General features: G+C 37.0%; 26 protein-coding genes and 1 riboswitch. Of the genes, 6 read left to right on the top strand and 20 right to left on the bottom strand.

All coding sequences use genetic code 11. From position 1 onward, the window contains the following. Positions 1–5 precede the first annotated feature (5 nt). The 8 genes from BFL01S_RS05695 to BFL01S_RS05660 all read right to left on the bottom strand — a co-directional run bounded on the left by BFL01S_RS05695 (position 6) and on the right by BFL01S_RS05660 (position 8072). Positions 6–281 (bottom strand): YokU family protein, encoded by a 276-nt coding sequence (locus BFL01S_RS05695; RefSeq protein ID WP_025910015.1) that lies wholly within the window; start codon positions 279–281, stop codon positions 6–8. A gap of 16 nt (positions 282–297) precedes the next feature. Further along, positions 298–1701 carry a lysine 2,3-aminomutase gene (kamA, locus tag BFL01S_RS05690; RefSeq protein WP_061785112.1) on the bottom strand — a complete coding sequence of 468 codons (1404 nt, stop codon included), beginning with the start codon at positions 1699–1701 and terminating at the stop codon, positions 298–300. Positions 1702–1793: 92 nt separating this feature from the next. Beyond that, entirely contained in the window at positions 1794–2630 is an 837-nt protein-coding gene (gene ablB / locus BFL01S_RS05685) for a putative beta-lysine N-acetyltransferase (RefSeq protein ID WP_035320758.1), read from the bottom strand. 27 nt (positions 2631–2657) lie between these two features. After that, positions 2658–3926 carry a peptidase gene (locus tag BFL01S_RS05680; RefSeq protein ID WP_061785111.1) on the bottom strand — a complete coding sequence of 423 codons (1269 nt, stop codon included), beginning with the start codon at positions 3924–3926 and terminating at the stop codon, positions 2658–2660. Positions 3927–3938: 12 nt separating this feature from the next. After that, positions 3939–4601, bottom strand: a complete 663-nt coding sequence (locus BFL01S_RS05675; protein ID WP_025910011.1) for a 3-oxoacid CoA-transferase subunit B — start codon at positions 4599–4601, stop codon at positions 3939–3941. Next, positions 4586–5287 carry a CoA transferase subunit A gene (locus BFL01S_RS05670; protein ID WP_025910010.1) on the bottom strand — a complete coding sequence of 234 codons (702 nt, stop codon included), beginning with the start codon at positions 5285–5287 and terminating at the stop codon, positions 4586–4588. The genes BFL01S_RS05675 and BFL01S_RS05670 overlap by 16 nt, the downstream gene beginning before the upstream one ends. Further along, a complete protein-coding gene (locus tag BFL01S_RS05665) occupies positions 5280–6644 on the bottom strand; it encodes an aspartate aminotransferase family protein (protein WP_061785110.1) in 1365 nt (454 codons plus the stop codon). The genes BFL01S_RS05670 and BFL01S_RS05665 overlap by 8 nt, the downstream gene beginning before the upstream one ends. Before the next feature lie 201 nt (positions 6645–6845). Beyond that, the gene (locus BFL01S_RS05660) at positions 6846–8072 is read right to left on the bottom strand and encodes a dicarboxylate/amino acid:cation symporter (protein ID WP_025910008.1); all 1227 of its coding nucleotides are present in this window, start codon (positions 8070–8072) and stop codon (positions 6846–6848) included. A 213-nt stretch (positions 8073–8285) separates the two neighbouring features. Then, a riboswitch (cyclic di-AMP (ydaO/yuaA leader) is annotated at positions 8286–8440 on the bottom strand. Positions 8441–9011: 571 nt separating this feature from the next. On the opposite strand from BFL01S_RS05660, the gene BFL01S_RS05655 reads away from it, so the two are divergent. The 4 genes from BFL01S_RS05655 to BFL01S_RS05640 all read left to right on the top strand — a co-directional run bounded on the left by BFL01S_RS05655 (position 9012) and on the right by BFL01S_RS05640 (position 13497). After that, positions 9012–9713, top strand: a complete 702-nt coding sequence (locus tag BFL01S_RS05655) for a response regulator transcription factor (protein ID WP_025910007.1) — start codon at positions 9012–9014, stop codon at positions 9711–9713. Then, complete coding sequence (locus tag BFL01S_RS05650) at positions 9710–10711, top strand: sensor histidine kinase (protein WP_025910006.1); 1002 nt, start codon at positions 9710–9712, stop codon at positions 10709–10711. The genes BFL01S_RS05655 and BFL01S_RS05650 overlap by 4 nt, the downstream gene beginning before the upstream one ends. A 130-nt stretch (positions 10712–10841) precedes the next feature. After that, positions 10842–11612, top strand: a complete 771-nt coding sequence (locus tag BFL01S_RS05645; protein ID WP_061785109.1) for an ABC transporter ATP-binding protein — start codon at positions 10842–10844, stop codon at positions 11610–11612. Then, entirely contained in the window at positions 11587–13497 is a 1911-nt protein-coding gene (locus tag BFL01S_RS05640; protein ID WP_061785108.1) for an ABC transporter permease, read from the top strand. Before BFL01S_RS05645 ends, BFL01S_RS05640 begins: the two co-directional genes overlap by 26 nt. 34 nt (positions 13498–13531) lie before the next feature. On the opposite strand, the gene BFL01S_RS05635 is transcribed toward BFL01S_RS05640, so the two are convergent. From BFL01S_RS05635 to BFL01S_RS05625, 4 genes are all read right to left on the bottom strand, one after another. Continuing rightward, positions 13532–15001, bottom strand: a complete 1470-nt coding sequence (locus tag BFL01S_RS05635; protein ID WP_061785107.1) for an NAD(P)/FAD-dependent oxidoreductase — start codon at positions 14999–15001, stop codon at positions 13532–13534. 198 nt (positions 15002–15199) lie between these two features. After that, positions 15200–16597, bottom strand: coding sequence for an ATP-binding protein (locus BFL01S_RS05630; protein ID WP_061785106.1), 1398 nt, complete (start codon positions 16595–16597; stop codon positions 15200–15202). A 158-nt stretch (positions 16598–16755) separates the two neighbouring features. Next, positions 16756–16896: a YjcZ family sporulation protein gene (locus BFL01S_RS19885; RefSeq protein WP_076512731.1), complete on the bottom strand. Its 141-nt coding sequence runs from the start codon at positions 16894–16896 to the stop codon at positions 16756–16758. 87 nt (positions 16897–16983) lie between these two features. Beyond that, positions 16984–17394, bottom strand: coding sequence for a hypothetical protein (locus tag BFL01S_RS05625; protein WP_025908495.1), 411 nt, complete (start codon positions 17392–17394; stop codon positions 16984–16986). 302 nt (positions 17395–17696) lie between these two features. Between BFL01S_RS05625 and BFL01S_RS05620 the strand changes: the two genes are divergently transcribed. Further along, positions 17697–18452, top strand: coding sequence for a DUF4397 domain-containing protein (locus BFL01S_RS05620; RefSeq protein ID WP_061785105.1), 756 nt, complete (start codon positions 17697–17699; stop codon positions 18450–18452). A 45-nt stretch (positions 18453–18497) separates the two neighbouring features. Here BFL01S_RS05620 and BFL01S_RS05615 read toward each other — a convergent pair whose 3' ends face one another. From BFL01S_RS05615 to ilvA, 7 genes are all read right to left on the bottom strand, one after another. Further along, positions 18498–19070: a YpmS family protein gene (locus tag BFL01S_RS05615; RefSeq protein ID WP_025908497.1), complete on the bottom strand. Its 573-nt coding sequence runs from the start codon at positions 19068–19070 to the stop codon at positions 18498–18500. Between the two features lie 12 nt (positions 19071–19082). Continuing rightward, a complete protein-coding gene (locus BFL01S_RS05610) occupies positions 19083–19934 on the bottom strand; it encodes a GDSL-type esterase/lipase family protein (RefSeq protein WP_061785104.1) in 852 nt (283 codons plus the stop codon). Between the two features lie 214 nt (positions 19935–20148). Then, positions 20149–20706, bottom strand: a complete 558-nt coding sequence (locus tag BFL01S_RS05605) for an SCO family protein (protein ID WP_061785115.1) — start codon at positions 20704–20706, stop codon at positions 20149–20151. 48 nt (positions 20707–20754) lie between these two features. Then, positions 20755–21879: an ATP-binding protein gene (locus tag BFL01S_RS05600; RefSeq protein ID WP_061785103.1), complete on the bottom strand. Its 1125-nt coding sequence runs from the start codon at positions 21877–21879 to the stop codon at positions 20755–20757. A gap of 146 nt (positions 21880–22025) precedes the next feature. After that, complete coding sequence (locus BFL01S_RS05595; RefSeq protein ID WP_061785102.1) at positions 22026–22868, bottom strand: DegV family protein; 843 nt, start codon at positions 22866–22868, stop codon at positions 22026–22028. 166 nt (positions 22869–23034) lie between these two features. Beyond that, positions 23035–23286 carry a DUF2535 family protein gene (locus tag BFL01S_RS05590; protein WP_025908502.1) on the bottom strand — a complete coding sequence of 84 codons (252 nt, stop codon included), beginning with the start codon at positions 23284–23286 and terminating at the stop codon, positions 23035–23037. A 172-nt stretch (positions 23287–23458) separates the two neighbouring features. Beyond that, positions 23459–24730, bottom strand: coding sequence for a threonine ammonia-lyase IlvA (gene ilvA / locus BFL01S_RS05585; RefSeq protein WP_061785114.1), 1272 nt, complete (start codon positions 24728–24730; stop codon positions 23459–23461). 164 nt (positions 24731–24894) lie between these two features. Between ilvA and BFL01S_RS05580 the strand changes: the two genes are divergently transcribed. Next, positions 24895–25137: a hypothetical protein gene (locus BFL01S_RS05580; RefSeq protein WP_061785101.1), complete on the top strand. Its 243-nt coding sequence runs from the start codon at positions 24895–24897 to the stop codon at positions 25135–25137. Here the strand turns inward: BFL01S_RS05580 and BFL01S_RS05575 are convergent. Further along, positions 25134–25523: a lysophospholipid acyltransferase family protein gene (locus BFL01S_RS05575; protein ID WP_082802695.1), complete on the bottom strand. Its 390-nt coding sequence runs from the start codon at positions 25521–25523 to the stop codon at positions 25134–25136. The genes BFL01S_RS05580 and BFL01S_RS05575 overlap by 4 nt on opposite strands. Positions 25524–25541 lie beyond the last annotated feature (18 nt).

Genomic DNA, 25541 nt, shown 5'->3' with positions numbered 1-25541 from the left:
CTTTATTAAAATTTAAAGTAATTACGCTTTAACAAACGCGGTGTTGCTAGTAACTCTTTATAGGAAATAACCTTTGGCAACAGTTTTGTATCTACAAGCAGCAGCTGTGTTTCTATTTCTTCAATCACTTCTTCTTCTTGATAATACATTCCACAGGCAGAACATTTAATACAAGGTACATCTGTGATTTCAATTCCTCTTGTTCCATCTGGAAGTTCCCAAAAAGCGGTATGAACGCTTTTTTCTCCAGCGCTTTCGCCGCACCATGCGCATTCTACCATCATTGTATTTGCCTCCTCAAGATGAAGTGGAATCTTTTTCTTTTTGTGCTTGCGCTTGAAACTTTTTCTCCTTTAACTCGTCGCGCTTTTCACGCTTATTTTTTAGGGTCGCATGTGCTGTATCTGCTTCATACGACTTACGCCTGTTTACTCTCCCTAAACCTTCTGGAATAAGCGTTGAGTTTGTTTCATTCATCAACCCTGCTACTCCAATGGAAGATTCCTTTTGCTTCGCGTCTGGATAAATTGAATAAAAATAGTCATCCGCTCGGTTAGGGACATAGTTTTCCGGTTCTGGATAAGTCGTAATGACCCCTTCAAAATTTCGAAGTACAACCTTACCAGCACTTTGACTAATTAAATAGTTTGGTTGAATAGCAATCTTACCGCCTCCACCAGGAGCATCTACTACAAAGGTAGGTACAGCATAGCCAGACGTATGTCCTCTTAGCCCTTCAATAATTTCAAGGCCTTTTGATACAGGTGCTCTAAAGTGACCGATTCCTTCTGATAAATCGCATTGATAAATATAATAAGGCCTGACACGGATTTTCACTAAATCATGCATTAACTTCTTCATAATTGGTACGCTATCGTTAATGCCAGATAAGATAACTGCTTGGTTGCCCACAGGCACTCCAGCATCTACAAGCATTTCACATGCTTTTTTCGTTTCTTCTGTAATTTCAATTGATGTATTAAAGTGAGTATTGAGCCAGACTGGATGGTACTTTTTTAAAATGGAGCATAAATTTTCTGTAATACGTTGCGGAAAAACAACCGGTGCCCTTGTGCCAATACGAATGATTTCAACATGGGGAATAGCGCGTAAATTTTTTAAGATATATTCCAAAATTTGATCATTAATTAGCAATCCATCCCCACCAGATATTAGAACATCTCGCACTTCTTTTGTTTGAGCAATATATTCAATTGCCATATCCAGTTGTTTTTTAGGAACACCCATTCCAATTTGTCCTGAGAATCGTCTTCGAGTACAATAACGACAGTACATCGAGCACTGATTAGTAACAAGAAATAAAACTCGGTCCGGATAACGATGTGTAAGCCCAGGTACAGGTGAATCTTCATCTTCTTCTAAAGGATCTTCTAAATCATATCTCGTTTTATGCATTTCTTGGCCAATTGGCACAGACTGCATGCGGATTGGACATCGCGGGTCACCTGGGTTCATTAGCCAAGCGTAGTAAGGTGTAATATTTAATGGAATCGTTTTGGTTGCAATTCGAACACCCTCTTCTTCTTCGGGTGTTAAATGAATGACCTTTTTTAAATCCTCAAGCGTTCGAATCGTATTGGTTAATTGCCAAACCCAATCGTTCCACTTCTCTTCCGGTACATCTTTCCAAAGTTCGATGTCTTTCCAATGACGTGACGGCTTATATAAGTCATGTAACACAAAAACTCCTCCCTTAATTACAATTTAGACTGTGCTACTACTTTATATGTGAACGCCTAGTAAATGGTTATATTTTATGTGACTTTCTTATCCTAAGACTCACTTGTTAAGGTTGATAAATCCTTTGACCATACATTCATATTTTCTAGCGCCGTGGAAATCAAACAATTGTTAATAAGTCTCCCACTGTACGCATAGCCAAGCTGATGAAAAGCTGCGTTCACCCCAAATGAAAGCGCTCTAGCTATTGTATATACACAATAAACATACTTCTTTTTCAATTCTCTCTCTATTTCAACCATCAAATGCTTCATTAAGCCAAGCGAGCGATGAGATGGAAGGGTGGCACAATCTGTTAATTCTGCATTATTATAAAGCGTATTAATTTCTGCAGCAGCTGCGCTTACAATTTTTTCTTCATATTCAACAATAAAGAAAGGTGTTCCGTCTTCTAACATGCTTTGAACATAGACTAGATCATGTAAGGGAGATGGATAAATAGTAAATACCGTTTTATATAATGTTACTAGCTGTTTGGCGTCACTCTTTATAGCTTTCCTTAATTTGTAAGGTGACAACAATGTTTCTGGGCACTTTAGCGGTAATAACTGGACTTTTTGAAGTAGATTATTTTCTTTTGCATAATGATTGTGCACTTGTCGCTCTTGGCTTTCATAAAAAGTCATTAAGTAAGCAGTGCTTCCATTAAAATAAGATGGAATGGTGGCTTCCAAACGGTACCCATGTTGCAACCAGCTTTGAACTTGTTCGTAGCGAGACTTTATAATTACCTTTTCTAACTGGTGCTTATTCAGCTCTCTCTTTATATAGTAAATCATGCTAGAAATATTCCCTCGGTAATCCTCAATTCGAAGTCTTTTATTAAAAGAGTCTTGTATGCACAGCGCGCTGAAGTCCCGTCTATTCACTTCAATCAAATTGCTTCCCCTCCTTTATCAGTCGGCAATTTCACACCAATCAATAATAGTAAGAGCAATAATTTCAGTGGCTTTTATAACAGATTCAATAGAAATATATTCGTTTGGAAAGTGAGCAACTTCCGTAACTCCTGGACCAAAAACAACTGTTGGAATCTTACCAACCTGAGATAAAGTCCCTCCATCCGTTCCCCAAGGTGACGCTTCAATAGTAGGAGGGTGACCCATTGCTCGCTCATAGCTTTGAGAGAGAGATGAAATAAGGGGGTGCTGTGTATCTAACTCATTTGGCAGCCAATGCGCTCCAAACCACTCTAAATCCACAGGGTGAAAATCAAACCAAGAATCTTGCACGCTAATTTTTTTCAACCATTCTTCTACTTCTTCCTTCACATCCTTCATCTTTTCATGAGGTGCTACCCCAATTCTCCCTTCAATTATCACCTCATCTGCAACTGAAGACGGCCACGATCCGCCTTTTATCGTGCCTACGTTAATTGGCACAGGGATGGGCGTATTTTTGTACAACGGATCAACAATGCGAGCATTGCGATTTTTCTCTAGCTGCTGGAGATGCTCAATAAGAAGCATTGCTTTCTCAATTGCACTCACTCCTTCATATCTTGTACCTCCGTGAGCAGATCGACCATGTATGGTTAAACGAAACCACATCGAACCTTGTTGCTTAGAGAAGATTTTCATGCTTGTAGGCTCAGGAATGATTGCTCCATCTGCTTTATATCCCCTTAACACACAGGCAAGCGTACCCGCTCCTCCACTTTCTTCTTCAATTACACTTTGAAAGATAACGTCACCTTTTAATAAAACACCGAGCTCTTGTAACGCTTGAATAGCAAAAAGAAGAGCTACATTTCCTCCTTTCATATCTGTACTTCCTCGTCCATATACGTTACCGTCTCTTACCATTCCACTATACGGTTCGTCTCTCCAGTGTGCTAAATCTCCTGCTGGTACCACATCAATATGACCGTTTAATAGAATAGATTTCCCTCCTCCTCTTCCTTTTAAGGTACCTACTACATTAGGACTATCTTGAAAGTTAGTTCGAGTAGAGACAAATGCTTCATTTTTACGCAGTTCTTTAATATCCGGTTCCCATATGTCAATGGTTAACTGAAGCTGTCTTAGCTTTTCAATCACAATCGCCTGAACATATTTTTCATCTCTTTGGACGCTTGCTTCCTGTACAAAACGTTGCAACAACCGAACTATTTCATATTTATGTTCCGTCAACCAGCTCTGAATTTCCCCTTGCCAATTTGTCATATCTCAACCTCCTTAGGGAATTATTTTGATGCTATCGCTCAGCTCTACTGTTGCATCAGTTGCTTGCAGCACATCTTCCACAGTATAAGGAGACATTACTTCTATTAAAAGCAAGTGATTTTTCTCTATTTTTAAGACAGCTCGGTCCGTAATGATTAAATCCACGCAGCGCTTAGCAGTAAGAGGTAAAGAGCACGTTTTCACAAGCTTTGGTTCACCATTTTTATTGGTATGATTCATTAGCACAACAACTTTCTTAACCTTTTGCGCTAATTCCATCGCTCCTCCCATACCAGGTACTCGCTTTCCTGGTACAATCCAATTTGCCAAATCCCCTTGTTCACTGACTTCTAGCGCTCCTAGAATAGTCATATCAACGTATCCTTTTCGAATCATTCCAAAAGCAATTGCACTATCACAATAGGAAGACCCTGAAAGCGTAGTAATAGGATACCCCGCTGCATTGCAAGCATTTTCATCTTCTTGCCCTTCCAATGGAGAAGGACCGATTCCAACAATTCCATTTTCCGCATGAAACATAACCGCTATCGCCGAAGGAACATAGTTTGGAATAAGCGATGGAATTCCAATACCTAGATTTACAATCATTCCATTTTCAATTTCCTGAGCAGCTCTCTTAGCAATTCGATGACGATTATCTATTCCCAAACCCATTTCCAATTCACCCCTTTTGACTGTACAATATAGTTTACAAATACACCTGGAGTCATAATTGAATCAGGATTAAGTTCACCTAATGGGACAATTTCTTCTACTTCAGCAATCGTTACTTTTCCAGCCATAGCTACAAGCGGATTCGTATTACGAGCGCTTTTATCATACAGCAAGTTTCCAAATTCATCTGCTTTCTTAGCGTAAACAATCGATACATCTGCTTCTAACGGCGTCTCAACTAAAAACGTTTTGCCTGATAGAGTGATCATTTGCTTTCCCACACAAATTACGTCAGTTTCAATCCCCACATCAATTAATACCCCACCGATGCCCACTCCGGCTGCTCGAATTCTCTCAACAAGCGTTCCTTGAGGAGAAAATTCTACTTCTAGTATTCCATCGTTCATCTGTTTACCAGCAACCGGATTCGAACCAATGTGCGAAGCAATGAGCTTTTTAATTCGCTGTTCACATACAAGCTTTCCTACACCAATGGTTGGGAAACCTGCATCATTACAAATAAGCGTTAACCCGTTAACATCACTTTTTAAAATTTCTTCAATTACAGTAGGAGCTGTACCTACCCCTCCAAACCCTCCAAACATGATTGTCATATCATTTTGAACATAGCTCATAACATCTGTGCTTTTAATCATTTTATGAAACCTATTTTGAAGATTATTCATTTTTCTCTTCCTCTCCCCCCAGTTCTTTTTCAATCTCAACCATCGTCACAGTTAATAATCCCACCAGCTCATCAATTTCGTGTGACGTAATAGTATATGGAGGTGAAATAATAATTCCGTCTCCTTCTACTCCATCTTCTCCAGCTTGAGATGGGTATAATAAAAGGCCTTTATCTTGAGCTTTTTGAATAACCCTAGACGTTAATTCAAACGATGAAGGAAATGAAGCTTTAGAATTCAGGTTTTGAACAAGCTCTAATCCTAGCAATAACCCTTTCCCTCGTATATCTCCGATAATGTTTACTTGCTGTTGCAAGCTCTTAAGCTTCGCATATAAATATGCTCCCTTACTCTCCACTGCTTCTATTAAAGAATGATTCTGTATATAATCCAGCACGGCCAACGCAACGGCTGAAGAAAGCGGATTTGCACTTAATGTATGCCCACTCATAATGAGATTAGATCCATTTAATACGGGCGCTAGTACGCTTTTAGTAGCAACTGTTGCTGCAATTGGAGTATATCCAGCACTTAAACCTTTACCAAGAGTCAAAAGATCCGGCTTGGCTTTCCAATGTTCATAAGCAAAGACCTTTCCTGTACGCCCCATCCCCGTCATCACTTCATCTACAATCCATAAAACATCATATTTATCGCAAATCTCTCGAATTCGCTCGTAATATCCATCAGGTGGCGTTATAGCTGCTCCAGCTGCTCCAATGATAGGCTCCGTAATAAAAGCAGCAATTTGCTCGCTTCCTGTACGCTTAATGACTCTTTCGAGTTCGTTTGCACACGCTAAATCACAGGATGGATACGTTTTTTCAAATGGACATCGATAGCAATAAGGTGGTGAAACAGAAGGGTATTCTTCTAGTAAAGGTACAAATCTTTTTCTTCTACCCGCATGCCCTGACATGGACAAAGCACCAATCGTAATGCCGTGATAACTCATCCATCTTGATAACACTTTTATTTTTTGAGGCTTCCCTTTTTCCTGCCAATGCTGAATAGCCATTTTCATTGCGGTTTCTGTTGCTTCTGTCCCGCTATTAACAAAAAACACAAACTGAAAATGATGATTGCTCAGTTCACAGAGCCGTACTGCTAAGCTTTCAGCAGGTTCACTTGTAAACTGAGAGCGATAGACAAACGCAACTTTTTTTGCTTGGTCATTCATTTTATCAATAATCTCTTGAACACCATGTCCAACGTTTGCTGTCACGGCACCAGATGATCCATCTAAATATTTTTTGCCTTCCACGTCATACAAATAAACTCCCGTTCCGTGAGAAATCGTAGGATACCAAGCGTTTAACAGTGGTTTGATCAAGTTCGATAAAGACTTATCATTCATCGCGATTCCTCCTTGTCAGCAGACTTCTATTAGATTCTATGCCATATGGACACTGTTTTTGCTAAGTAAAAAGGATTGTTTTCACTAAAACAGAAAAAGGCTCACTCCTTACGTTTAAACGTAAAGAGTGAGCCTTTTTATCGTATCAGAAATCCTTTGTTTGTCATTCTCCAGTCATCCCCTACTGGTTAATGCATTACATTAAGCTCCTGCTTTTTCAGCTCTTCTTGCTTCAGACTCGGCAACAATTACTGCACACGCAGCATCCCCTGTAATGTTAACCGATGTACGAATCATATCAAGCAAGCGGTCAATACCGATGATTAATGCGATACCTTCTACTGGTAAGCCAACTGCTGAAAGTACCATCGCTAACATGATAAGTCCAACACCTGGAACACCCGCTGTTCCAATACTTGCAAGAACTGCTGTTACAACAACTGTAATTAGTGCACTGAATGATAAATCTACTCCGTACACCTGAGCGATGAAAACAGTTGCTACCCCTTGCATAATTGCTGTTCCATCCATGTTAATTGTTGCACCTAATGGCTGAACAAAACTACTGATGGATTCCGGTACACGAAGATTTTTCTGAGCTACGTTCATTGCAATTGGCAACGTCGCATTACTGCTTGATGTACTAAAACCAACAGTCATAGCTGGTGCAAAGCCTTTAAAGAACTCAATTGGGTTGCGCTTTGCTAACAGCGCTATAGATCCACCGTACGTTAAGATAGCGTGAACAAATAGCGCAAGCACAACTACTGACATGTAAAGCCCCATTGCTTTAATCGCTCCCCATCCTTGGCTACCAACCGCAGTTGCGATTAAACCAAACGTACCGTATGGAGCAAACTTCATCACTAAGTTTACAAGGTACATCATAAGCTCATTACCTTGATCGATAATGTTATATAGTCCTTTTGCTTTATTACCTAACATCGTAATTCCAAATCCAATAAAGATTGAGAATACGATAATTTGAAGCATGTTTCCTTCAGTCATTGCTAGAACTGGGTTAGTAGGAATCATGTTTAGTAATGTTTCACCTACAGGAGGTGCTTCTTGTGCTTCAAAGGAAGCATTTGCTGTGTCGAATGTTCCAACTGTGCCTGGCTTAATAATAAATGCTAAGATAATAGCAATTGTAATAGCAATTGTTGTCGTAATTAAAAAGTAACCAATTGTTTTACCGCCGATGCGGCCAAGTTTCTTCGGATCTCCCAAACCTGCAACGCCAAGTACAATTGAGAAAAAGACAATCGGTACAACAAGCATCTTAATAAGATTTAAAAAGATTTGCCCAAGCGGCGTAAATAAATATTTATCTAGTGTTGTAAACGTCCCTGGTGAAAACGTATTTAACAAGACACCTACAACAGCACCAATAATTAGTGCAATGATAATCTTTGTTGATAGTTTCATTGATGGACCCCCTCATATAAACAAATTATATTATTAATTTAATAACTACCAAGATTAACAAGTTGAATATTCCAAAAAGAATAACTACTTTTAATTTATATTATTTTTGAAATTTTCAGAATAGAATGAGCTCCAGCTGCTTTTTTTTAAAATCATCGAAAAAAGTGTACAAAAAAAACCATGAGAGCCCTCTCTGGTTTTCAAACCTTCCATGTACTCTCCCACAAAATGCTGACGAGGTTAGCTGTCGGATTCGGGTATGTGAGTTACCCTACTTAACTATTAAGTTAAGATTCACCCCTAGTGCTTGTCTGCACAAATTTGGGTCCCCCGCTTTCTTTCAATCTGAAATTAAGCAACTGTTATTTTGATGTAATAGTTTTAAACTGCAATAACTTACTTCTTTATTAAAATTCATTTCCTATCACTTTGTCAAGATAATATACAAAAAAAATTCAAAACACTGTCGTTTTTTTTATTTTCATGTCACATTTTATCACATTTTATGTATATTTTATATTCGTATTTATGTTCGTTATAAACTAAACTACTCTTTACCAAATGACATTCCAACTTAAAATAGCACCTCATACCAATAACAACTAACAATTTGTATAGTAATACTAAACACATAAAGAAGAAATCCATTTTATAACATTTAAAACAAAATAATTAATATTCATTAAATATTATTTTTATACAATAATTGTAAGCATTATCATTTTTATATTCATATTTTATACTGGTTTAATGTATATATGTAAATGTTTTTTTCTGAATTTCACCATAATTAAGTTTAGCTAATTTAAACTTTACTTTTTTGGCGAGCAATTTCATAAATTACATTTTTTTCTAAAATCCATTTCAATCTCCCCTTTCTTTTTGATAAACTATAAAGAACAATATATTGATTTTTATCTATAGAGGAGAGTCCTAACCATGTTTACCGTCTTAATTGTAGAAGATGATCAAAAAATTGCTTCTTTATTAAAAGAACATCTTGAAAAATATAATTTACTCGTACATATCGTTACGTCATTTACAGATGTACTTGATGATTTTCAAAAGCACCACCCTAACCTTGTCTTATTGGATGTGAATTTACCAAAATATGATGGCTTTTATTGGTGCAGACAAATCCGTACTCTTTCCACTTGCCCTATCATTTTCATCTCAGCACGCGATGGAAAAATGGACCAAGTGATGGCGTTAGAAAGTGGAGCAGATGATTATTTAACCAAGCCTTTTGACTACGACGTCGCGATTGCCAAGGTAAATAGCCAACTACGACGCGCATACGGGTCCTATGCACCTACTAACCAGGAGCGAATTGTAGAGCACGCCGGCTTAACTTTATATCCTGAAAGGTTACTATTACGCTACCAAAGCAAAGAAGTTGAGCTTAGCCAAACAGAAAGCAAGCTCATTGAAACATTGTTAGATAAAGCAGAAAGAGTTGTTAGCAGAGATCGATTACTCGAAAAAATTTGGGACGACCAGCTTTTTGTTGATGATAATACTCTAAATGTCTACATGACGCGTACGCGTAAAAAACTAGGGGATGTTGGTATCGAAAAAGCGATTGAAACAATTAGAGGTACAGGCTATATGCTGCGGATTCAAGAGGAAAATAAAGCATGAAGCTGTTTTTTAAAGAACATCTTCCTCTTACATTTTTTTATCTTATCCAATTGGGTTTAGTATGTACGATTTTTGCGTTAGATGGTTTTCGAGACATTTTTACTGTTCTTTATGCTATTTTAATCAGCACCGTTATCTACATCACTTATTTATGCTATCGCTACTATACAAACAAAACATTTTATAAACACCTGTCAAATCCCTTACATAAGTCAGAAGACAGCATATTGTCTGAAGAGGAGTCTCCGCTTTCAGAAGCGTTAAAAGAACTGCTGGAGAGTCAATTTCGAAGCTTTCATAATGAAATGTATCACTATCAAAATAAGCTTAATCAACATATTACATTTATGAATCAGTGGGTTCATCAAATGAAAACTCCTGTATCTGTTATTCACCTTATGATTCAAAATGAAGATGAACCTATCTTTATGAGCATTCAAGATGAAATGGAGCGAATTCAAAAAGGATTAGAGACTGTATTATATACATCGAGATTGAATGATTTCACTCATGATTTTCAAGCGGAAAGTGTTTCTCTACATAAAGTTGTAACTAGCCTTATTTCGAGTTATAAACGCTTTTTTATTCGAAACCGCGTATTTCCAACAGTTAACGTTCCGCCCCAGTACATCGTCGCTTCTGATGAAAAGTGGATTCACTTTGCCTGTTCACAGCTTATTACTAATGCCGTCCGCTATTCTGCTGGAATTAATCAAAGCATCACCATTTCAGCATTTGAAAGAGGTAGACAGGTTATATTAGAAGTAAAAGATCAAGGAATAGGTATTCCATCACAAGACCTAAAGCGGGTGTTCGATCCCTATTTCACTGGAGAAAACGGTCGGAAATATCAAGAATCTACAGGGATGGGGCTCTATCTCGTAAAAGAAATTTGTAAACAGCTCCACCATCAGATAGAGCTTGAATCAAAAGAAGGACAAGGAACTACCATACGCTTAATTTTTCAACAAAATATCGCTCGTACCCAAGAAGGCTAATATATAGATTAGCCTTCTCTTGCTTTCTTACAAAAGTGTAAGATTCCTGTAAGCTTAGTACATGGCACGTTAGATCAAATTTCAATAAGATAGGGCTATAAAGAAAAAACATTTACAAAGGAGTTTGACTATGCCTATTTTACAAGTCAATAACTTAACAAAAGTATATGAAGGAAACGTTTCTTACAAAGCCTTAGAAGGCGTTAACTTTTCAATTGAAAAAGGAGAATTTGTTGGCATTATGGGGCCGTCCGGAAGCGGGAAAACAACCCTGCTCAATATGGTTTCTACCATTGATTCACCGACGGCTGGAGAAGTAATCATTAACAACCGCAATCCTCATCAACTTAAGAAAAAAGAGATTGCACTTTTTAGACGCCGCGAGCTCGGGTTTGTCTTCCAATACTTTAATTTATTAGATACATTAACTGTTGAAGAAAATATTATTTTACCGCTTGCTTTAGACAAAGTAAAAAGCTCCGAAATGGCCAAGAGAGTAGCTGCTATTACTAGTAAACTCGGCATTGAACATATCTTAAAAAAGCGCACGTACGAAATTTCAGGCGGACAAATGCAACGAGCCGCCATTGCCCGAGCAATTATCCACCATCCACAGCTTATCTTGGCTGATGAGCCAACTGGAAACTTAGATTCCAAAGCATCTAAAGATGTGATGGAAACCCTGCAGCATTTAAATGAACAAGAACGCGCAACAATGATGATGGTTACTCATGATGCGCACGCAGCTAGCTATTGCAATCGCGTAATTTTCATTAAAGATGGACAGCTTTATAACGAAATTTACCGCGGAAATAATCGTCAAGCTTTTTATCAGCAAATTATTGATATGCTATCAGTTTTAGGAGGAGACGCACATGAGCTTTCGACAACTCGCATTTAAAAACGTGATGCGTAATAAGCGTACGTATGCAGCTTACTTTTTAAGCAGCGCCTTTTCTGTAGCCGTTTTTTTTCTTTATGCAATGTTTATTTTTCATCCTGGGGTCACAGAAGGTGTAACAAAAGAAATGGCAAAAAAGGGCATGACGGCGGCTGAATATATTATCTATGTATTTTCGTTTTTCTTCGTCCTGTATTCTGTCAGCGCATTTTTAAAGTCTCGCAAGCGTGAATTTGGAATTTTTATTATGCATGGAATGTCTAAACGTCAGCTAAACACCATGATTTTTTTAGAAAACATGATCATTGGTTTTTCAGCCATCATTACGGGAATTCTTGTTGGAATGCTTCTCGGCAAGCTCTACTTAATGGTTGGATCTTACGTTATTGGCATGGAAAAACCCCTTTCGTTTTTAGTTCCTTGGGAAGCACTCGCCTTAACAATAGCTGCATTTACCGTTTTATTTCTTGTTATTTCATTTTTCACAAGCGTTTTTGTACGCACAAACAAACTGTTAGATTTGTTTCAGTCTACATCAAAACCAAAGCCTGAACCTAAAACCTCTATTATTTTATCATTACTGGCTGCTGGTTTATTAATTGGCGGCTATTACTTAGCGTGGACAGCAAACATGTATAATATTGGCTATCGCTTTTTTATCGTTATCCTTATGACGATTGTGGGAACTTATTTTTTCTATACGCAGCTAAGTGTTTTCTTATTAAAAATGTTCAAGAAAAACAAGCGCTTTTACTGGAATCATACTCGTCTTATTACCATTTCAGATTTAGCTTACAGAATGAAAGATAACGCTCGTATGTTTTTCATGGTAACAATCGTATCAACCGTTGCTTTTTGTGCAATTGGAACCTTATCGGCGATGGGAGGCTCAAAAAAGCTATTCGACGAACGTGCTCAAATTCCCGTTGTCTATCAATCATCGGATCAAAACCCGAGCGAAAAAGCACAGGTACAAGCCATTCGAGATGATTTTAATAAAAACGACTTATCATATAATGAAATCAAAGTAACGTTAATCGAACAAACAGGAAAAGAAACGAATAAAAAAGTTGAGCTTATCTCCTTGTCTGATTATAATGCGATGGCTATTGCAGCTCGTGAAAAACCACTTAAGTTAAAAGAAAATGAAGGTCATTATGTGAGCACAGTCACTTATAATACGTTTTTAGATGAAAAGATGAAACCCATTACTTTAAGTGAAAGCAATCTAACATTCAACGCAACAAAAATTATTGATGCACCTTACTTTTCTTCTGGAATGATCGGCTATGATTTGTACGTCATTCCAAATGAGCTTTATAAACAAATTAAAAACCCTACGTCAACAACTCACTATTACGGATTTGCAACTAAAGATTGGGTCGAAACAAAAGACATTGGCTTAAGTTTATATAACGGAGAAGACGGCATTTATACTGGGAATTATACGAGTGATCCAGCTTTCTATTTCTCATCAGCTGGATATGATTACAATATGATGATGGAAATGTATCGCACTGCTCTTTTCGTGGCACTTTTAGTCGGCTGTGTCTTCTTCATTGCAGCAGGAAGCTTTTTATACTTCCGTTTGTATACAGACCTTGACTATGATAAACGCCAGTATCAAATGATTGCAAAAGTTGGTTTAACTAAGTCTGAGCTCAATAAAATTATTACGCCTCAGCTTGTTTTATTATTTTTTGTTCCCATTCTTGTAGCGTTTGTACACAGCGTGTTTGCGTTTAAAGCTCTTCAAGGCTTATTTGAATTCTCAGTTGTTAAGGAAACTGCAGTCGTTCTGCTTGGATTTGGAGCTGTTCAAGTAGTGTATTTCTTATTCATTCGCTTCCGTTATTTAAAACATATTAAAAAAGCTATTATGTAAATAAAAAAAGCGGACCCTATGCGTCCGCTTTTTCTTATACCATTGCTGGCTGTTCTTTTCTTTTTTCATCTTTTAATTTTTCAACAATATCTCGTGCCACCCATACGCCACAAGCACTTGCCTGAGCTAATCCTCGCGTGATGCCGGCTCCGTCTCCTCCAACATATAAGCCTGAAATCTCTGTTTCAAAGCGATCCGTTAGTTTTGGACGTGCAGAGTAAAACTTCGCTTCTACTCCGTAAAAAAGCGTGTGTTCAGAAGCTAAGCCTGGCGTTACATGATCTAATGCTTCCGTCATTTCAATTAGACTCTTCATTGTGTTATAAGGAAGAACAAGCCCAAGATCTCCTGGGACTGCTTCTTTTAACGTTGGCTCTAAGAAACCTTCTTTAATACGAGCTGGTGTGGAGCGACGACCTTTTAGAATATCACCGTACTTCTGTACAACTAATCCCCCATTTGATAGCATATTTGCTAATCTTGATACTTCATGTGCATATTCATTTGGTTGATCAAACGGTTCTGAGAATTTATGAGATACAAGCAGCGCAAAGTTCGTATTCTTACTTCCAAGCTTCGGGTCTTTATAAGCGTGGCCGTTTGCAAGCATGATTCCAGAATGATTCTCAACAACTACATGTCCTGAGGGGTTGCTACAGAACGTTCTTACTCGCGTACCAACTGATGTATTATAAATGAATTTACCTTCGTATAGATGCTTATTAATCTCTTCCATTACGATATCTGAAGTCTCAACACGAACGCCAATATCAACTTGGTTGTTAATCATTTTTAATCGACGTTTTTTTAATAAGTCAGTCAGCCATTTTGAACCATCTCGCCCTGGAGATACTACCACTTTATCAGCAGTTAGCATTTCCCCATTTTTAAGCTCAATTCCGCGTACAATGTGCTTCCCATCAATTTTCTCTGTAACAAAATCAGCAACTTCTGTTTTATACTGCATGTCGATGCGTTCTTTTAAATATTCATAAATGCTTTTCAAAATTTCTAAATTTTGTTCCGTCCCTAAGTGACGAACTTGCGCACGCAGTAGTTTTAAGCCTGCTGCGTAGCCCCGTTTTTCAATTTCACGTACTTTATCAGTTAACGGGTCTGTAATCGAATCTGTTGCCCCGTGCTTTAAGTTAATTTCATCTACGTATTTAATTAAATCTACCACCTGTGATTCAGGGAGATAATCCGTCATCCATCCCCCAAATTCACTTGTAATATTGAATTTCCCATCTGAATATGCGCCTGCTCCACCAAATCCATTGGTAATTGAACAAGCGGGCAAACAGCCTGCAAAATCTTTTTTATTATTCGCCGGCGGACATTTCACAATTTTTTTCTGAAGAATCGGACAATTTCTTCGGTAAATATCGTGTCCTTTATCAATTAACAACACTTTTGCTTCAGGTAGTTTTAGCGTTAATTCATAACAAGTAAAAATTCCAGCTGGGCCTGCTCCTACAACAATTACATCATAGTTTTGATTCATCGATACATTCCCCCGTTAACCTTTTTATTTTTCATCAACCGTTTTTTATTTATTATTCGGTTATCTTCTAGCCATTTGATACTATATCAGACAAAAACGCTTACGTCAACAATAAACACGAACATTACAAAAAATTAAAAATATAACATTCGCCTTTTACGCACAAATAAAAAAACCAGCGAATAAATAGTACTGCTACTATACATTCACTGGCTCTTTTACATGCGGAATCGCAATTTCAACTTTTGTGCCCACTCCTATTTGACTTGTAAATGAAATATGCCCCTGATGTTGTTCAATAATTTGATAGCTAACCATTAGCCCTAAACCCGTTCCCGTTTGCTTTGTAGAAAAGAACGGTTCTCCTAAACGAGCTAATGATTGTTCGTCTATTCCGCAACCCTGATCTTCAATTGTTACTACGCCATATCCATTTCGTTTTTCTGTTCTAACCGTTACCACGCCTTTATCCATCGATTCCAATGAATTTTGAATAAGATTTATGAATACTTGCTTTAATGCATTTTCTTCACAGAGAATTTCAATATCCCCTTCGAGAAAGCTTTTGATTTCACTATTCTTATAGTTTGCATGAGTAGTAAGCAATAACGTTACATGACTTAAAATTTGGTGAAGGCTCTTTTTCTTAAAAGGATGCTCACTTTTAGGTTTTGCTAACGTTAAAAATTCTTGGATAATTGATTCAACGCGATTCAGCTCTTCTAGCATAATATCATGATAAGATTTATTATATTGCTGAGATGCATTTAATAGCTGCACAAACCCTTTAACTGCAGTCAATGGATTTCTTATTTCATGCGCTACGCCCGCTGCTAGCTTGCTCACCATCATGAGTTTTTCAGATTCACTTGCCATTTCATCATACTTCTTCCGATCCGTTACATCACGAATAATATACTGAATAGCATCCTCGCCTTTAAATTTAATTTTCGTTTCGGAAGATTCAATACTCACAACTCCACGCTTAGTCAATAACTTCACTTCTGCACGAGGACGAATAGACATTCCTTTCATCAGCTGATTCATTCGTTTTTTAACGATTTCTAGATGTTCTGGATGAATAAAATGAAGCCAATATCGTCCTAGATAGTCCTCTTTTTTAGTTCCTCCAAGCATGCGCACACCAGCGGGGTTAATGTACTGAATCTTTCCTTCTTGGGTGACAATAAAAGCATCTTGACTCTGCTTTACAAACTGTTTGTACTGCTTCATTTTCCGAATAACTTCCTCTTGTTTTTCAAAACTAGAAGAAAATTCTTTCCACTGCACAACAAGAAGATGCGGCTGCTCTTTCATTCTCTGAATATGAATATGTACGGGTACTTGTTGGTTTATTTGCTTGTTTAACACAACCACTTCTTCTTCATGACTATGGAGAGGAGCAATATCAGCTTTTTTAATTAAAAACTGACTACTATGCTGAAAAACATTGGAAGAAAGAAGTTGCTTTTTCTCCTTCTTAAATAGATGTGCACAAGCATCATTTAAAGCTTGAACTTCTCCATTAAGATCCATGATAAGCATGGGTGTTAACGACATTGAAAATAGCTGTTCATATAGCCTTTCTTGATCCATATATTCACCTTCAGTTATTAGGATAGTAATTATAGTATAATATGGAAAAAGAACATTTGGCAAAATATTTTTATTTTTTCAAACAAAAATATTGTCTTACTCTCTACATAAACAGAGCTCTTTTCACCCCGAAGTATGAAAAGAGCTCTTTAAATAAACTAGCAGATGCAGCTGCATCCAATAATAACCAATAAAATAAACAGCACAAGAATTAATGCAAATGAATTTCCTGACCCACAGTGGTGGTGATACCCCCCAACCGGATATTGACATTGATCATAACAACCATAATTATACATAGCAATCTCTCCTCATTCGTGATATTCGTTTAGCACATTGTTACTTTATGTTTTGAAAATGCGATGTGTATGTGCGAATACCCATTTTCACTCTCCTTTTTTCGTCTGTAAGCTCTTTGTTCCAAGAAGAATAAAACAAAAAAGTGTTACAAATAAAAAAACGGCCCAGTGCTGCTTCATGATTGTAAGTAGGAAGCCTACATATGGAAGATGATAAGAATACACTCCCATTATGCTTTCATCAGGCAAGTGGTTATTCGCTTTCATTACTATTAATGAATCTTGTTGATTAACTAGTACAACTCCTTCGGTATCTATATCTTGTGATGACTGAAACACAACCACTGATCCACTAGGAATTCCTGGTCCATTTTCTTGCTGTAAGGTTACAGTAAATCCAAAGAGAGCCGGCAGTAAACTCGCGACAATGAGGGTGAAAACAACAGCATAACACACAAGTACATACCGAAAGACGGTGAACCACACGCTTCCTTTCATAATGCAGTCACCCCTTTTCGTAAATTAGTAACTAAAATGATAAGACAATGAAATGCAGTAATAGAAGAATGAACCCAAATCCAATGAGCATGATTTTGAGCATCTTCTCATAAAACAACTTCATCCTCTTCACCTCTTTTGCCTATAACCATTATTCATTAACGGTTATGCTTCATTCTATTCAATTAAAAGCAAGATGAAAGTTGGTCAATTGTTTTACAGCATAATTTATGAGTTTTAGCATATGTTTGGTTACGTATAGACATCTTTTTCCTACTCCGTATAACAGAGGAGCTGAACGCATGGCTAATTATTCATTTGACCAATACATTAAAAAAGCAATGAAGTATGATTTTTTATCAAACTACTATAAATATAGCGATCCTTCCCGTCACATTGCTTATTACGAAAAGCATTTATATTATGTGCAGCAAGCAATTTTAGCAGGTAAAAATGCACAAGGGTCACGAATAGCTAAACCAATGGCTAGAATTTTCCACGCTTCTCCCGATGCACCGTCCGTCGATATTTATTTAAATGGCCGACGTATTATTAGGAATCTCACTTACAAACAAGAAACTGATTATTTACCGTTAGGGGACCCGGGTCGCTACACAATCTCAATTTATCCTGCTGGCCAAACCGAAAAACCTTTACTCACAAAGTCGTTTACGTTTGAAGGGAAGCAAAAATACACGGTTGCTGCCGTAAATAATTTAAATCAGCTAGAATTACTTTTTATTTATGATGATAGTAAAGTTCCAGATGGCGAAACAAAAATGAGGTTTATTCATTTGTCTCCTGATGCACCAGCAGTTGATATTGCTGCTCGGGGTGGAGACGTGATCTTTTCTGACGTTACGTTTAAAGAAATTACTAAATATCTAGGATTATCTCCAATGTTTGTACAGCTTGATGTACGCATAGCAGGAACAGATGATGTTGTTTTATCTATCCCACCTCTCAGCCTGCGTCCAAACCGAGCTTATACCGTTTATGCTGTCGGCTACGCACAAGGAAATCCTGCATTAGAAGCCTTAATTTCACAAGATCGCTAACACAAAAAAGCTCTCAGTAATAAACTATTACTGAGAGCTTTTTTGCTATTCTTTCTTTGAAATTAACTTGACTCGTATATCATCATTTTCTAAGTCAAACTTCTCAACTTTCACATTAAAATCTGTTTGAAGCTCCATCTCTTGAAGAGCCACATATACAGACTCGCTCTTCGGATCAATTGTCACCCATTCAGGAAGGTTAAAATTATTATTAACATAGCGAAGTACTGTTTTTACCGGGAGCTGGATTTTTCCAATCGATAGTGTTTCTTGTTCAAGAACAATATCTCCATTATCTTGCACTTCAGGAGTAAAGGTCATTCGAATATCAATATCGTCCCCAAAAACCTCGATGGTTCCGTCTAGCTGCACAACATCTGTTAGCGTGATATCGTAATTAAGAGGCTGATTATTAAGCTCTCTTTTTAAGTATTTATCAATAAGTATATTTAAATCTTCTTTTTTAGCTAAAATCGTTAGTTCAGCATCTCCCTCTATTTCACCAGACTTCAGCGGTGTTACTTCATCAGCCGGTTGAAAAATAAGACCAATGATTATAACCGCTAAGAGAAGGTTAACGCTTAATAATCCAATAAATAACCATTTCCACTTCTTCATTTCATAAGCTCCTTACTCGTTTCCGTTCAGTTCTTCTTCCCGTGCTTTCTCTTTGTTTTGTCCCAATAAAGGATCTTCTTCTTCCATTGCATCGCTAATACGTTCCGCCATTAATTCATACCCTTTTTTATTAGGATGAAACTCATCTTTTCCTAAAAGATTGTCAGAAGAATCGTAAAAGACATCATCAATTTTAACATATGTTACGTTTTCATAATTCATTGCTACTTGTTGACTTGCTTGGTTCCATTCATCAATTACAACATTAATCTCTTTCATATCGCTTAGCGTTTTAAAAAATGGATTATAAAATCCTATTAAGTAAATATGTGCATTTGGATTTAGCTTTCGAATTCGTTGAAAAACCTCATTTAAACGTTTTTCATATTTTGATTTTTCTGTTTCAAATGTTTTAATTGAAATATCGTAAAAATAGTCTCTCACAACTTTCATTACGTCGTTACCGCCAATTGTAACATAAATCATATCTGCTCTTGAAACTTTGCTCGCAATTGATGGATCCTTTAATCTTGCCAACAGCTGGTCCGTACGGTTTCCTTTTTTACCCAGGTTAGAAATTGTTACATTTTCCACTTCGTTTTGCTTGGCAATATACTGTTCAATAAAAGGTACGTATCCACCTTTTTTGGATTCATCTCCTATACCTTCCGTTAACGAATCACCTATCGCAACAGCTTCTAATTCCACAGGGAAAAAGCCCTTTGGTATTTGTTCCTTTTCTGTAAGCTGCACTTCTTTTTGATCTACAACGTCTTCTTGATTGACAAGAAAGGTAGGCTGAGAACAGCTAGCTAAAGTGACAGAGCACACGCTTGCCACGATTATTTTTCTCCATTTTTTCATCACAACACCTACTTACTATGCTGTATTCTAGTTGTCGCCTTACTTGACTAGATTTACTATAGCGCATTTATATATCTTTATATAGTAACATACATTGTCAAGGAAGGTCTTTCCCATGCTTATAGTATATGTAGAAAAATGGATAAGAATGTTTATTCTAAAAAAAGGTAACCATGAATTAAAATACAACTTTTAACTCATAGATACCTTCTTTTTACTTACTTAACGTTTTCATATCTTTAATAATTTCGTCATACGGAGTATCTCCCACACCACTATAAGACTTCATAACGGTACCTTCTTTGTCGATTAAATAAAAAGTTGTAGCATGGATAACTTGCGGATCATTTTCTGGCTTTTTAACAACAGCTTTAAATTGGTCCAACGCAAATTTTTCGATTTCTTGTTGTGTATAACCCGTTAGAAAGTGCCAATTCGAAAGGTCCGCATTAAATTTTGCGGCAAACTCCTTCAGATTATCGGGTGAATCGTTTTCAGGATCTACGCTAAAAGAAATAAAGTTGGCATCGAGTCCCTCTTCTTTCACCATTTTCTGAAGCTTAGCCATATGAGCAGTCATTGGTGGACAAACCGTTTCACAGTTGGTAAAAATAAAGTTAGAGACCCAGACCTTACCCTTAAGATCATCTAGGCTAACTTCTTTATTCTCCTGATTTGTATAAATAAAAGAATTGAGCTTCCAGTTTAAAGGGTCTTTAATTTGTGAGCCACAAGCTGCTAAAACGATAACTAAAACCAAACACAGCAGCATAAGCTTTTGATTGTTGTTTTTCAATATTTTCTCCTCCGATACAATGGTTTACGTTTTATATGCTGGTATTGAAACAATAAACGTAGATCCTTTTCCTTTCTCACTTTCAACAGTAATCTTGCCTCTCATTTCTTCTACAATTTGGTATGATACCATTAACCCAATCCCTGTCCCTTTTTCTTTTAATGAGTAAAAAGCTGTTCCTAGTCTCTCTAACTCTTGTTGGGTCATTCCTTCACCAGTATCTTTAATTGCAATATGAACTTGATTATCTTTTACATTAATAGACACAGAAAGCTTTCCACCATCTTGCATAGCTTCAATACCATTTTTCATAATGTTGAGAAGCACTTGGTTAAATTCATTCTTATTGCCTCGAACGTATGCTAACTGATTCGTTTGAATTTCAATTTCAATATTGCTTGTTAACAGTGCATATGAAGATAATAAATCTACTAAACTTGTTACGCTTAGGATGCAGTCAATGATATCTACTTCTTTTACCCCTAGACGTGCTAAGGATAAATAATCATTAATAATAACCTCGGCTCGATCCATTTCGCTAATCATTAAATGAATATAACCTATCTCTGCTTTTGTTAGCTTTTGGTTATCATCAATTACAAGCATAGCAATGACTTCGCCTTTTTCATTTAAAATGGGAGAAAAGGCAGTAATCCACGTGCCAAACTGATCCGTATATGTATCTGTTACCGCTTCCGTTTTTTCTGTTTTCGCTTTCATAAAATGGGTATAAAACTCTTTTTCGCCATAATAGATCATGGAAGGTGTAAGCTGTTGACGCACCTTTTGATTAGCAGTAACAACTATTTTAAATCCATGATTTTCATAAGGTTCTACTGTAAATAGATGACCTTGTAAATATTCTGGACTTGCTTTATAAATACGCTCAAACTGTTTCTCTATCCCTGTTCGAGCTAAAGAGCTAGGTAAATCTTCTGCCTTAACAAATTGCGTAATCTCATTAGGAGATAACGTCTCTTTCCAAAGCTTTGTTGTCGTTAGTGCATTCTGAGTGAGTAGCTGCTTGGTCGTTACGTTTTGGAGATAGTAGCTAACCGAAGCTGTCCCAACTCCAACAATAATAACAATTAACATGGAGAACAAAACAGTTTTGTTAAACACGCTTAAGTTTCGAATATAATTTCTCATGTTTGCACTCCATATAGAAATTTTTGCTAAACATACGATGGTTACTTTCTCACTATTATAACATCTTTTCACCACTATTAACGTTGAAGTCTATATGATTTTTCCAACAAAAAAGTGACCTGCTCACCAGACAGATCACTTTCAGTTTATTCAGCAAAGTACATAAATCCAATCGCACCAACTCCTGTATGAGTAGAAATAACAGGTGTTGTTTCTTCAATTGTAAAATCTTCATAGCCACAGGCAGCAATTATCGATTCTCTTAGCTTTTGAGCTAGTTCAAATCCTTCCGCATGCACCAATCCGATTCCTTTAATTTGCTTACCTGCCGTTTCCTCCATGATTTGCTTTGTCAAAAATTTCACGATTTGAGAATGACTTCTAACTTTTGCAACAGGCGTATACACACCATCAGCAAGTGAAGCAATAGGCTTAATATTTAGTAGAGAACCAATTAGCGCTTTACCTCGACCAATTCGTCCACCTTTTATTAAGTTTTCTAACGTATCAACTACAACAAACAGCGTCGTATTACGGCGAATTTCATCCAAACGTTGGACAATTTCATTCATTTCACACCCTTGTTGAATCATATCAAGAGCTTCAAACACCTGAAAGGAGAGAGCTTTTGAGATATACATAGAATCCACTACGGTAATATTCCCATCTACCATCTTAGCAGCACTTTCTGCAGAACGTACTGTACCACTCATACCACCTGTCATATGAATTGATAAAACATCGTACCCTTCATCCACTAGGCGCTCGTATACTTCAACAAAGGCTCCAACCGCTGGCTGGGAGCTCTTTGGTAATACATCAGACCTTTTCATCTTTTCAATAAAATCACTTGGCGTTATTTCAACTCGATCTAAATATGTTTCATTATCAATATTAATCGATAACGGGACAATCTCAATACCATATTGAGCTGCTTGCTCTACGGTTAAATCTATCGTTGAATCCGTTACCACTTTAATTTTCGTCATGAGTTCACCCCTACAAAATCCTTTGCGCTCATTATAGCATTGTTCTAAACTTGATTACAGTAATATTCTAAAGTACTTATTATCAAGCTAGTATAATCAACTATTTCACGTAAAACATAAAAAAGTTGACTACGCTGAAAAATTCAGAATAGTCAACTTTTTCTCTTTAAGCATTATGTTTTAATGCGTCAGACTTAAATAGCTGTTCATAATCTTTCCATTTCAACACGCGTTTTAAATATTCTTGAAACGAGTAGGTTTTTTTCGGCATTGATTTCTTCATAATGTCTGTTATTAAGGTATTTAACTTTACAGAGATCATAAACCGAAATGTGCTATCTTCCTCCAATACTGGAATATCAATAATTTTTACTTTTTGACCATTCTCATGTTTAAATTCAAGGCTTTTCAATAGCAAGGCGATCAACCCTCTTTTTACCCGTTTCTTTTATTATACATGGTAAACTAATTACTTGTCTTTTCATTTTTACTTTATTTTTAGAAAAAATGTCTCATAGACATCTTATTCGACGTACAATGAGACATTCCTTTGTAATGCTGTTATTTTATTACAGGTTATTGCATCAATCTTAAATGAATAAATGGAACAAGCTGCTTTCTTTATTAATTTCCGTATAAGGAAATCCTTTTTTATCCATTCGACTAATTAATGGATAATAATCTTCTTTATGTTTTAATTCGATGCCAACCAATGCTGGGCCGCTATCTTTGTTATTTTTTTTCGTATATTCAAAGCGTGAAATGTCATCATTTGGTCCAAGCACTTCGTCTAAAAATTCTCGTAGTGCTCCTGCTCTCTGAGGGAAATTCACAATAAAATAATGCTGCAAACCTTCATACATCATGGAACGTTCTTTGATCTCTTGCATGCGACCAATATCATTATTCCCTCCACTGATAACGCACACCACTGTTTTACCTTTAATTTGTTCGCGATAAGAGTCTAAAGCGGCAATAGAAAGCGCACCGGCTGGCTCTGCAATAATCGCATTTTCATTATAAAGAGATAAAATGGTTGTACAGACTTTCCCTTCAGGAACAATAACGATATCATCAACCACTTCTCGGCTGATTTCGTAGGATACGCTACCAACGGTCTTTACGGCTGCCCCATCTACAAACGGGTCAATGCCCTCAAGGGTTACGACTTCTCCTCTATCAAAAGACGTTTGCATTCCAGCTGCGCCGGCTGGCTCTACGCCAATGACTGCTGTTTTAGGAGAAATGCTTTTCACATAAGTCCCTACACCTGAAATTAGACCGCCTCCCCCAATACTTCCAAACACATAGTCAATTTCGTCTTCACAATCGTTAAACATTTCAACAGCAACCGTTCCTTGTCCCGCAATTACATCAACGTCGTTAAAAGGGTGAATAAACGTTCTTTTTTCTTCTTCACTGCACTGAATAGCTGTTTCATACGAATCATCGAACGTATCACCTGTTAAAACAATCTTTACATTGTCTCTCCCTAAAAATTTAACTTGGTTGACCTTCTGTCGAGGAGTAGTGCTAGGCATGAAAATTTTCCCATCAATGTTCAAGTGGCGACAAGCGTAAGCCACTCCCTGTGCGTGATTACCGGCGCTTGCACACGCAATTCCATGCTCTAATTCCTGCTTTGTCAATTGCTTAATTCGATTATACGCTCCTCGAATTTTAAATGAACGAACGACTTGCAGATCTTCACGCTTCAAGTACACATTACATTCATAACGCTCAGAAAGCACCTCGTTGCGCTGTAGTGGTGTATGTACAACAACATCTTTAATCATTTGATTCGCAATCATGATGTCCTCTAACTGTACATGTTTTGTTCGATTATCTACTTGTTGTTTCATAACCAACTTCCTTCCTCTTCCTACCTTTTTTTAATTTGTACATTATATCACATAAAATTTAGAAAAATCATTATTTTTAGTTAATCTTTTGATTTTTTTTAATTAGCATCTTTTCACCAGTATAGTAAACAGTAAAAAAGAAAGATAGAAAGCTGGTGATTAACATGGAGTATACGTTACAAAGCATTGATAGTGCCATTCCTTGTGAAGTAACTATTGATGATGATAACGGACGATACATGCTGAGGAATGCGGATACAAGTGGAGAAATATTTAACTCAGCTTCTGAGCTTACACAGTGGGTCCAACAACATTGGAATGAACAACAATTTGTAAACCCAGAAGAATTCAGACAGTTAGTTCATCATTTACAGGAATTTATTGAACAAAAAAAGCGTCTCACTTAAGAGACGCTTTTTGATTGCACTTGATGATGATTATTTAAAGCTTGAATAATTCGCTCACGAACTTGATGATGAATCACGTTTGGATCACTTCCTGCATCTAAATCCGTTGTAACTGGGGGTAAAATCCGTATGGTTACATCTGCTTTTTGAAATCCAACTTTACATTGTTCCATAATGTTCGATATTCCTTGAATAGCAACAGGTACAATTGGCACCTTAGCATTTAATGCAATTCTTATACTTCCTTTTTTAAACTCACCAATTCCTTTGCCTTTACTCCGTGTTCCCTCTGGTAAAATGACCATTGAATGTCCCTCTTTAAGTAGACAAACACTATCTTTTAAAGCTTGAACCGATGCTCTGCGATTGACCCAATCAATAAACATACTCACTTGCTGTGGGTA

This window comes from Priestia flexa NBRC 15715 (assembly GCF_001591565.1).
In the GTDB taxonomy this organism is placed as follows: domain Bacteria; phylum Bacillota; class Bacilli; order Bacillales; family Bacillaceae_H; genus Priestia; species Priestia flexa.
The sequence above is the reverse complement of the archived record's forward strand: the minus strand, read 5'-3'. Positions and strand labels throughout refer to the sequence as shown.